The organism is Paraliobacillus sediminis (genome assembly GCF_003426055.1).
The window spans coordinates 675,429-686,081 of record NZ_QJSI01000002.1 but is presented as its reverse complement, the minus strand read 5'-3'; the positions used below and the strand labels follow the sequence as shown (position 1 = coordinate 686,081).

Genomic DNA, 10,653 nt, shown 5'->3' with positions numbered 1-10,653 from the left:
GAAGTACATTACATATTTTAATTGACAGTCTATAAAAAAGCCTGTTTGTAAAAGATTGTCGCATAGTATGAAACAACCATAAATTTCGACCTAAACTTTCTCATTCCGCTACGACAGCAAATGGTCTCGCTTTCCGTGGGCACAACCTCAGCTATCTCTAGAAGCAAAGGACGCTTCTAGAGAGGATCTTCGGTTTGTGCTGTTCCCACAGGAGTCTCAACCATTTGCTTTCTTCGCTGATTAAAGCAACTATTTTTAAATGTTAAACAAAAAAAGGACAGAAATTAGCAGAAGGTACTAAAAAATGATGAGTTATCTTAAAATGCTTTTTGACGGAATTCGTGTGAATGAAGGTTTATTCTTGAATCTCTGCATTGGGACATCGTTTTTTTAATTCGGTGATAAACTCGGATTTATTCTTTGGTGAGATTTTTATACTACCAAGGATTGCTGAACTGTAAAATAATTCAAGTGCCTTCTTTGATGATGAAATTCGATAACCAGTAAATATATTCTTCGTTAGAGATATTTTTGTTATCGCTTGATAAGGGATTTTACTCCTAAAGGGTCCGCCTTTCACTAATAGATAATCCTCATAGAAAATGTACTGAATAAAAAAGATAGACCATAATATCAAACCTACCGAAGTAATAAAGATAGCGAACATAATGATTATGATAGATATTGATGCTTCTTTATCAATTAACGGAGATAACGACGTTACAACACCTATTATTAAAATCACTATGGAAATAAATAGTATGAAAAAGGAATCTACTTTTGAACGGAAAATCATAGAATAATCACACCTTTCTTATAATAAATATACGGTTATTTATTATAAAAGTTTCATTCTCAAATCAATTTATCTAATTCATAATCCTGTATTTTTGAATGAAATTATAAATATTAAACTGATCTTCATTTTTAAAAGAACAAAGGTCACAAAAAAGCTTTATATGTAACTATTGCAACGTTATTATTTTAAAACTGTTAATTTCAAACCAAATCAGTTAAAGAAGAGTTATAATAATTAAAAGTTTAAATGCGGTGATATTAATGGAAATAAGCAAGACAATAGATTATGCGTTAGTTGCAAAATTAAACAAGCCAGTTCATGATTTACACTTTTCTCTATATCCGAGGTATTTTAACGAATATAACTATGAAGAAATCAAGTATCTATTTAAAAAACTAATGGTTAATGAAGATTTTGTTTTTCTGCTATTAGAAGAAAATAAAGAAGCGGTTGGTTACGCTTGGATAGAGTTTAGAAATTACCCAGAGAATGCGTTTAAGAAAAGTTACAAATCAGTTTATCTGCACCAAATCAGCATTGTTCAAACACAAAGAAAAAAGAGGTATGGAACAAGTTTGATGAACTATATCTATAACATGGCAAATGATGAAGGAATAGACATGATTGAATTAGATTATTGGTTAGATAATAAAATTGCGAAAGAGTTTTACAAAAAACATGACTTTGTAAAATATCGTGAGTTTGTATATAAACAGTTATAAATTTTTTATTACAGATTTGGTATTTATAAAAATGAATTATGTACTTTTTCAAATAAAAACATGTATTTTCTGGGATGGTAGGGACGTTTGTTGTTTTAACATAAATTTCACTTCTCTTTTTCTTTGTATCTTTCTATTAGCACAAAAAACAGAGTGTATTTTCAAAGCGATAAGAACGTTACGTCGAGGTCTATAAAAATTTAGTCATAAACAATTCGAATTATTCCCCTTGTTTTAAAAACTCTAATAGTTCATCTATTTTATATGTCTTATAAATCATTTCTTTGTCATCAAAGACTACATATGCAGGAGATTTTTCTAAATTCAGAAATTGATATTGTTGATTCGCACTTTCCAAAGAATCAGTAGTTTGTGCCGAAGTGACATTTTCAATGCCCTCTTGTTCCAGTATGTCGTATTCAAAAGATTCTAGATTATCGACGACAAAAAGCGCATATTCATCCTCGTCTTCAGCAATTAAAGGATAGATTTCATCAAAATTAAACGTTTCCAATGTTCTGTTGACCTCACCGTTTTCATTAAATAAGCTAACCTTAACAGGTTTCTCATTGCTCGCGTAGATATAATAATCGTCATGGAGATAACTACTTATCTTCCTATTCTTTGTTTCTATAATTGCATTTTCTGAAAAAGACCTACCAGAACCAAAGCCAACTTCCTCAGTTTCATCATACCAGTGAAAGTAGTCAGCGTTAGTTTCATGACTAAGTGTTAACAATCGTTTTGAATAGGTGTTATTTTCTTGCTTCACTTCAATTAATGCATAATTACCTGGAAACAACATGTCAAATTGAACAAGAACAATCCAACGGTCCCTTTGTTTAATCGACGTCAATATGGTGATGTTATCTATATCTTCCTCGAGCATTTGATCGTCTAATTTCTCTTCTATTACTTCTGATAATTGATCTGCCTCAACAGATACTTCTTCATATAAGAATGTATCATCAATATTAATAGCTGTATTATTGGAATCGCTTGGTGTCAAAGGTGAATCATTGAATTGAAAATATAGAAAGAGAAAGAAAATCATACAGACAATTCCTACTGACCAAAATTTAATAGCAGCGGGCGATAAAAAAAGTCGACGCTTTCTGTTTGACTTTGGCAAATCATCAAGTGTTTGTTTTATCCCCTTTTTGATAATGTCAGAAGGTTCGTCGTACTCTTTGTCAGCTAGTTGTTCTAACATTTTATCTATTTCTTCATGATCTTTTTTCTTTGCTCCTTCTTCTATTAAGTAGCTTGTAATGTTATCCCGTGCATAATTAAGTCTTGATTTTACAGTGTCTTCCGTAATATTTAGAATAGCAGCAATTTCTAGAATCGCCAATTGTTCATTATAAAATAGAGTTATGATTACCTTTTTATTGGTGTTTAATTTATTCACTGCCTCAGCCAGTTGATCATACGTTACTGAATCCTCATGAGCGATTAATTGAATTTCGGGATCAACCGATTTAGTGGGGATAACTTTATCCTGTTTTTCTAATAGATCGTAGCATTGATCAATTAATATTCGTGTTAACCAATTTTTGAAATTTTGTTGATTCTTTAACTTATGTACGGAATAATAACTATTAATAATAATTTCTTGAATCGCGTCAGCACAGTCAACATCATGCTTTAATATCCCTTTTGAGACACGATACAATGCATTTTGATACGTTATAATTAGGCGGGAAAATGCATCTTTATCACCAGTTTGTGCTAATTTCACATCGTTCTCATCAATCATGTTAGTTGATCCCTCCTATATGTATAAGACTTATTAAAATAATGAAACGTTCCATCAGATTTTCTAGAACAATCGAATCCTGGCTTATAGCGTAATTAGATATTTAAAATAACCTCTCCAAATCAAACATTGGAGAGGTTATACTTATTTTTTCGGTTTTAATTGCTTGATTAGTGCGCTATTTGGTGTGACGAATAATGTTTTTTGATTATCATATGTCACATAGCCTGGTTTTGCGCCGTTAGGCTTTTTGACGTGCTTAATTTGTGTGTAGTCAACGGGCACAGATGAAGAAGCTTTTGCTTTACTAAATAGGGCAGCTAACTGTGCTGCTTCTACTAATGTTTCTTGATCTGGATCTGGGTCACGAATGACGACATGGGATCCTGGTATGTCTTTGGTGTGTAACCAAATTTCATTACGTGCTGCTAAACGCATCGTTACATACTCATTTTGTTTGTTGTTTTTACCGACTAAAATGGTTGTTCCGTTGCTTGCAACAAATGCTTCAGGCTCAGGCTTTTTCGCCTTCTTCGGTTTTTTCCGATGCTTTGTTTTCGTTTTTAAATAGCCTTGTTCGCGTAATTCTTCTCTTATTTCCTCAATGTCTTGTACACGCGCTTCGCCAATTTGTTGAATTAATTCATCAAGATAAATAATTTCTAACTTGGCTTTTTCAATTTCTAAAATAACCATTTGTTTTGATTTTTTTAATTTTTGATACGTTTTAAAATAACTTTGTGCATTTTCACTAGGTGTCTTATTTGGGTTTAATTCAATCGTTATTTCCTTTTGGTCTGGATCGTAATAGTCAATAACTGTTGTATTTTTATCCCCAAGTTTAACCGCATGCATGTTAGCCGTAAGCAATTCACCATTTCGTTGGTACATTGGCGCTTTTTCAGCTTTTTTCAATGTTTGCTCTTGTTTTTTTATTTTACGTATATTTTTTTCGCGTTCATTTTTCAGAAAACGTAATAAATCTCCTGCTTGTTGTTTAACAAGATCGCGTTCTGCCTTACCCGAATAGAATGCATCAAGCATGACACTAACACTTGGAAAAACTTCATGATCATTTTTTAATTGTGATAAAGGCAAGACATAGAAATATTCTTTATCTTCTTTAAAGATAGTTGGTTGATACGCATGAGCTTGAACAGTTGTTTGTATGTCTGTAAAAGCTTTTTGATAGGTTTCAAGTGTACCTAAGTGAGCGCGATACACAATCTCTTTGGCTAATAAAGGTGATACACCCATAAAAGTTTGCACAATCTGTTGATCTAGTTTTCCTGCATTTAAATCCATTTTCTTACGGAATGTGTCAGTATCAGTCGTAACTGGATTTAATTTATCTTGATCAGGTGGTAATACATAAGCTTGACCAGGTAAAATTGTCCGGTGTCGATTTTGTGCAGGTGGTACGTGCTTAATGCTGTCTAGAATATGGCCTTTTTCATGATCAATTAATAAAATATTACTGTGTTTGCCCATAACTTCGATTACTAACGTTTTTTCTGTTTCATCGCCAATTTCGTTTTTTCCTTTAATATGAAACGTCACAATACGCTCGTTTTCATATTGTTCTATGTTAGTAATAAAACTCCCTGTTAAGTGTTTACGTAGGAGCATACAAAACATAGAAGGTTCACTTGGATTTTGATACGAATCATCAGTTAAATGAAAGCGCGAATAACTTGGGTGCGCGGATAATAGCAATGTTTTATTCTTTCCTTGTGACCGAATAGTAAAGACTAATTCTGTGTTTGTTGGTTGATAAATCTTCATAATTCTTCCCGATTTTAAATCTTCTTGAAGCTCGTGTGTAATTGCTCGGGTAACAATGCCATCAAATGTCATAGTTAATCACCTCTTTGTTCTATTGGAACTTTTCTATTATAGCATTTTTTTGGGTATGTCTGCATAGATATGATTACGAGCGAAAGTAGATGGAGGAATGCGATGTGAATTGGTATCAGTTAAGTGAAGAAGAAGTCTTGGACAAGCTCGCAGTTAATCAAAAAGTAGGCCTAACAAAAGAGGTTGCAACAGAACGCTTAAAGAAAACGGGACCCAATCAGCTAGAAGAGAAACAAAAAGCATCTTTATTTTTTCTGTTCATAAAGCAATTTCAGGATTTCATGGTCCTGGTTCTGCTAGCTGCTACATTATTATCAGGCTTACTAGGGGAATATGTAGATGCAATTGCGATCATAGTAATTGTATTAATCAATAGTTTTTTAGGTTTTTTTCAAGAACAGAAAGCTGAGAAATCATTAACTAAGTTAAAGGAGTTATCTGCTCCAGTAGCACACGTACTGCGTGATAAAGAGTGGATAACTATTCCATCACAACAAGTAGTTATTGGTGACATTATTAAACTGACAAATGGGGATCGAATTGTTGCGGATATTCGAATCTGTAAAGGTGAAGGATTAGAAATTGAAGAATCAGCTTTAACCGGGGAATCTGCACCTGTTCATAAAAAGATAACATCGATCGCAACCGAAGATCTGGATTATGCTGATCAACAAAACATGGCTTTTATGGGAACGCTTGTCTCAAAAGGAACTGGTGTAGGTGTAGTTGTTGCGACTGGGATGAAAACAGTGATGGGTCAAATCGCCGATCTATTAGTACAAACAAAAGCTCAAGTAACACCTTTAGAACGTAGATTAGCTGATTTGGGTAAAATACTAATTGTAATTGCTTTAATACTGACAGCTTTTGTCGTCTTCATTGGTGTATGGCAAGGACATCCATTATACGATATGTTCTTAGCTGGGATATCTCTTGCAGTAGCAGCGATCCCAGAAGGATTACCAGCAATTGTTACGGTGGCCCTATCTTTAGGTGTCCAACGAATGATTAAGAAAAAGGCAATCGTTCGAAAGTTATCTGCGGTAGAAACATTAGGAAGTACAACCGTTATTTGTTCTGATAAAACGGGAACGATGACTGAAAATAGAATGACAGTGAGGCAAATCTACACAAATCAACGATTAATTCAAGTGACAGGGGAAGGTCAAGCAATAACTGGTAACTTCTATCAAGATCAAGAGATTGTACCAGATAGATTAATACATGCTGTTTTAATGTATGGGATGGTCTGTAATCATGCGACACTGACGCAGAAAAAGAAATTATGGCAGGTGGATGGTGATCCAACGGAAGGTGCTTTACTAATCGCGGCACGTAAAGCAAATCTTTCCGAAGATGATCGAAATAACTTTAAAATAATCAAAGAAATACCTTTTGACTCAGAACGTAAACGGATGACCGTTATTGTAGAAGATAATCAAAAAAAGCGTTTTGCAATTACAAAGGGTGCACCGGACGTGCTGCTGCCACGTATTAATTATCTGACGGATGATGCGGAACGTAGGCCTTTTACAAGTAAGGATAAAAAGGAAATAGAAGAAAAATTAAATGTCATGACAGAGCAGGCTTTGCGAACAATTGCTATTTGTGTAAAGCCACTTAATGCGGATATGTCGCTCGATCACACGTCAATTGAAAATAACCTAACTTTTGTAGGCTTAGTAGGAATGATGGACCCACCACGTAAGGAAGTGAAAAAAGCAATCAAGGCTTGTAAAGACGCAGGAATTAAAACAGTTATGATAACTGGTGACCATGCCAAAACTGCTGAGGCGATAGCTAAACAGTTAGATATACTACCTTTAGGCGGACAAGTATTAAATGGATATGAACTAAATCATATGTCTGAAAAAGAGTTAGCAGATCGAGTGGATAATGTCTATGTGTTTGCACGTGTAACACCTGCACACAAATTAAAAATTGTCCAAGCTTTACAAGCAAAAGGACATATAGTTGCCATGACGGGCGATGGAGTAAATGACGCTCCAGCGATGAAGGCAAGTGATATAGGTATTAGTATGGGTAAATCAGGCACAGATGTTGCCAAAGAAGCTTCTGCATTAGTATTACTTGACGACAACTTTGCTACGATTGAAGCAGCGATTGAAGAAGGAAGAAATATATACGAAAATATTCGAAAATTCGTTCGCTATCTACTAGCCTCAAACGTAGGGGAAATACTGGTCATGTTATTTGCGATCGCATTAGGTTTTCCATTACCACTAATTCCGGTGCAAATATTATGGGTTAATCTTGTAACAGATGGTTTACCAGCTATGGCATTAGGACTCGATCAAGCGGAGAACAATGTGATGAAAACAAAACCTCGTCCCGTAAAAGAAGGTATTTTCTCCAGAGGACTTGGTATTAAAATACTAACACGTGGTTTAATGATCGGTGTTGTTACGTTACTAGCATTCATGACTGCTTATCAAAATGACCCAGCACATCTAACATATGCCAGAACAATCGCCTTTACAACACTTGTAATGGCACAACTCATTCATGTTTTTGATTGTCGAAGTGAACGCTCGATTTTTTCACGTAATCCATTTCAAAACATTTATTTGTTAGGAGCGGTATTTTCCTCAGTTGCTCTACTGATGGTTGTTATTTATTACCCGCCATTGCAAGTGATTTTTGAGACAGTGGATCTTCATTTACGAGACTGGATCTTTATCTTGTCACTGAGTGCGATTCCAACTGTATTATTTGGATTCACGAAAGGCACAGCTAAATCATAAGAAAATATAACAGGCTAGACTAAAATTAAATAAAGAATCAAATAACCGAGCTATAATAGCTGTTAATACAACTATAGCTCGTTTTTTTGATTTAGTTAAAAAGTAGACATAGTGATCAACTGTCTGTTAATTTGCTTGACAGTCATTAAAAAAGGCTACTTTCTAAAAGATTGACGTTTATTAAGAAACATCTATAAATTCTGACGTACCGTACTCGCTATGGAAGCAAATGGATGACACTCCTCGAAAATACAAATCGATTTCCTTCGTGCGATGTGGGTTCTTTGAAGCATTCCTGATCCTGTGGGAACAGCACAAGTAGAAGATCCACTTGGTAAAGGTTTTTTTACCAAGTTAGCTGAGACTGTGCCCACGGAAAGGGAATCCATTTGCTGACGTAGCAGGTAAGGAATCTACGTCGCGTTTTCCATCACGCTGCAAAAGTTGGGTCATGTATATATGTTTATGGAATGATTATTCGTATATAGAGTTAGTAAATTTCGTTATGTTCCAGTCTCGTTTTTATTTTCGTGATTATTTTTGCTATACTACTTTTATATATTTAAGAATGAAATATAAAATTGGATGTGATGATGTGACAAACAGCATGACTGGATTTGGTAGAGAAGTTAGAATTGTGGGTGATACGGTTATTACGGTGGAAATAAGAAGTGTGAACCAACGTTTTCTTGATATCTCATTAAAACTGCCACAGGCATTTTCTATGTTTGAAGATAAAATCAAAAAAAATGTCCAACGTTATTTTTCTCGTGGGAGAATAGAAGTCTTTATTTCAATATCTGGTCAGGGATTTGTAAAACGTGATTTACAAGTGGACTGGAATCTCTTTGATCAATATATTACGATGTTTCATAAGGTTCAGTCGCGCTATGACTTAGCTGATGAAGTGACCATTGCAATGATTCCGAGTCTGAAGGAAGTTGTGGCTGTTCAAGAAATAGATCGAGAAACGGATGAGTTAAAGGACGCAATTTTAGTTAGTGTTGAAAATGCGTGTCAACAAGTTTGGGATATGCGTATAATAGAAGGACAAGCATTAAAAGTAGATATGGTAACACGAATAGAAAAAATAGAAAAAATTATAAATATGTTGGGTGAACGTCGAGAAACTGTTATAATAGAATATCGGCAGCGAATTCAGAATAGAATTAAGTCCTACACAACGGAAATGCTTCCTGATGATAGTAAAATATATCATGAAATTGCCTTGCTTGCTGAAAAAGGAGATATAACGGAGGAAGTTACACGATTACATAGTCATCTCAAACAGTTTCGTACTGCGATTGAGCAAGAACAGGTGATGGGCAGGAAATTAGAGTTTATTTTACAAGAAATGCTCCGTGAAACAAATACAATTGGTTCCAAATCAAATGATGCATTAATTAGCGAGTGGGTTGTTACGCTAAAAACAGAAATGGAAAAATTGAAAGAACAAATTCTTAATGTCGAATAAATATTTTCATCATGTCCTAAAATGTACTATAATATATAGGAATAGAAATTATAAGTAGATTAAGATTAACCGTACACGGAGATGATGTACATAGAGGGGGAGCAAGATTGAGTTTAAGATTGATAAACATAGGATTTGGAAATGTCGTCTCGGCTAATCGAATTATCTCTATCGTATCACCAGAATCTGCACCAATAAAGAGAATTATTACGGTTGCTCGAGAAAATAATAAATTAGTAGATGCAACTTATGGCCGTAGAACAAGAGCCGTAATTATTACAGATAGTGACCATGTTGTCTTGTCAGCTGTTCAACCTGAAACTGTAGGTCAACGTGTTCTTAGTCATGAAGAAATGATAGATGAATAAATAGTAGACATGAATGGAAATTTGTGCAAACAGGAGGATGTATGTTGATCAAGGAGAAAGGTATTTTATTTGTATTATCTGGTCCGTCAGGTGTGGGAAAAGGAACTGTTCGTAAAGCATTATTTGAAAGAGATACCGCCTTACAGTATTCTATTTCAATGACAACGCGACAAAAACGTGTTGGTGAACAAGAAGCAGTTGATTATTTTTACCGAACAAAAGATGAATTTGAATCAATGATTAAAGACAAACAATTATTAGAGTATGCTGAATATGTAGGTAATTATTATGGCACTCCACGTGAATATGTAGAAGAGACTTTAGAGCTTGGAAGAGATGTATTCCTTGAGATTGAAGTACAAGGTGCGCTTCAGGTAAAAGAAAATTTCCCAGAGGGTGTTTTCCTTTTCTTATCACCACCTAGTCTTGAGGAATTGAAGACACGTATCGTCAACCGTGGTACGGAAAGCGATGCATTAGTAGCAAATAGATTGGATGCGGCCAAAGAAGAGATTGAAATGATGGACGCCTATGACTATGTTGTTGTGAATGATCAAGTCGAAGTGGCTGTGGATAAAGTCCAAGCGATTGTAAAAAGTGAACATTGTAAGAGAGAACGTGTCGCAAAACAATATAAGAAAGTGTTGGAGGTTGATTCATTATGATGTTAGAACCGTCTATTGATAAGCTACAATTAATCGTTAATTCAAAATACACATTAGTAACGATAGCGTCTCGACGTGCGAGACAAATCCAAGTAATGAAAAAGCATCAGTTAGAAAACCCTAAATCATTTAAACAGGTTGGAATTGCTTTGGAAGAAATTCAAGCGGGTAAGTTGACTTACATTGCAACTGATGTAAAAGAAAGAAGATAAACACTGACTATTTCTTAGTATTCCCTCGTTTG

Annotated in this window: 9 protein-coding genes; 6 read left to right on the top strand and 3 right to left on the bottom strand. The window is 34.6% G+C overall.

What is annotated here, in order from left to right:
* Positions 1 to 355: 355 nt before the first annotated feature.
* On the bottom strand, positions 356 to 796 hold the full coding sequence (locus D2K60_RS09530) for a PH domain-containing protein (RefSeq protein ID WP_117169766.1): 441 nt from the start codon (positions 794 to 796) through the stop codon (positions 356 to 358).
* 263 nt (positions 797 to 1,059) lie between these two features.
* Between D2K60_RS09530 and D2K60_RS09525 the strand changes: the two genes are divergently transcribed.
* Positions 1,060 to 1,521, top strand: coding sequence for a GNAT family N-acetyltransferase (locus D2K60_RS09525; protein ID WP_117169765.1), 462 nt, complete (start codon positions 1,060 to 1,062; stop codon positions 1,519 to 1,521).
* A 220-nt stretch (positions 1,522 to 1,741) separates the two neighbouring features.
* Here the strand turns inward: D2K60_RS09525 and D2K60_RS09520 are convergent, their stop codons facing one another.
* On the bottom strand, positions 1,742 to 3,280 hold the full coding sequence (locus D2K60_RS09520) for an RNA polymerase sigma factor (RefSeq protein ID WP_117169764.1): 1,539 nt from the start codon (positions 3,278 to 3,280) through the stop codon (positions 1,742 to 1,744).
* Positions 3,281 to 3,424: 144 nt separating this feature from the next.
* On the bottom strand, positions 3,425 to 5,137 hold the full coding sequence (locus tag D2K60_RS09515) for an Rqc2 family fibronectin-binding protein (RefSeq protein WP_117169763.1): 1,713 nt from the start codon (positions 5,135 to 5,137) through the stop codon (positions 3,425 to 3,427).
* Positions 5,138 to 5,241: 104 nt separating this feature from the next.
* Here D2K60_RS09515 and D2K60_RS09510 point away from each other — a divergent pair, with 104 nt between their 5' ends.
* From D2K60_RS09510 to rpoZ, 5 genes are all read left to right on the top strand, one after another.
* Complete coding sequence (locus tag D2K60_RS09510) at positions 5,242 to 7,902, top strand: cation-translocating P-type ATPase (RefSeq protein ID WP_117169762.1); 2,661 nt, start codon at positions 5,242 to 5,244, stop codon at positions 7,900 to 7,902.
* 595 nt (positions 7,903 to 8,497) lie between these two features.
* Complete coding sequence (locus D2K60_RS09505; RefSeq protein WP_162880744.1) at positions 8,498 to 9,376, top strand: YicC/YloC family endoribonuclease; 879 nt, start codon at positions 8,498 to 8,500, stop codon at positions 9,374 to 9,376.
* 107 nt (positions 9,377 to 9,483) lie between these two features.
* Positions 9,484 to 9,744, top strand: coding sequence for an extracellular matrix/biofilm regulator RemA (remA, locus tag D2K60_RS09500; protein ID WP_117169760.1), 261 nt, complete (start codon positions 9,484 to 9,486; stop codon positions 9,742 to 9,744).
* Positions 9,745 to 9,788: 44 nt separating this feature from the next.
* Positions 9,789 to 10,409 (top strand): guanylate kinase, encoded by a 621-nt coding sequence (gmk, locus tag D2K60_RS09495; RefSeq protein ID WP_117169759.1) that lies wholly within the window; start codon positions 9,789 to 9,791, stop codon positions 10,407 to 10,409.
* Entirely contained in the window at positions 10,409 to 10,621 is a 213-nt protein-coding gene (rpoZ, locus tag D2K60_RS09490) for a DNA-directed RNA polymerase subunit omega (protein WP_117170377.1), read from the top strand. Before gmk ends, rpoZ begins: the two co-directional genes overlap by 1 nt.
* Positions 10,622 to 10,653 lie beyond the last annotated feature (32 nt).

Coding starts and splice junctions, on each gene's coding strand:
- rpoZ (WP_117170377.1), top strand. CDS start 10,409: ATGTTAGAACCGTCTATTGATAAGCTACAATTAATCGTTAATTCAAAA.
- D2K60_RS09530 (WP_117169766.1), bottom strand. CDS start 796: ATGATTTTCCGTTCAAAAGTAGATTCCTTTTTCATACTATTTATTTCC.
- D2K60_RS09525 (WP_117169765.1), top strand. CDS start 1,060: ATGGAAATAAGCAAGACAATAGATTATGCGTTAGTTGCAAAATTAAAC.
- D2K60_RS09520 (WP_117169764.1), bottom strand. CDS start 3,280: ATGATTGATGAGAACGATGTGAAATTAGCACAAACTGGTGATAAAGAT.
- D2K60_RS09515 (WP_117169763.1), bottom strand. CDS start 5,137: ATGACATTTGATGGCATTGTTACCCGAGCAATTACACACGAGCTTCAA.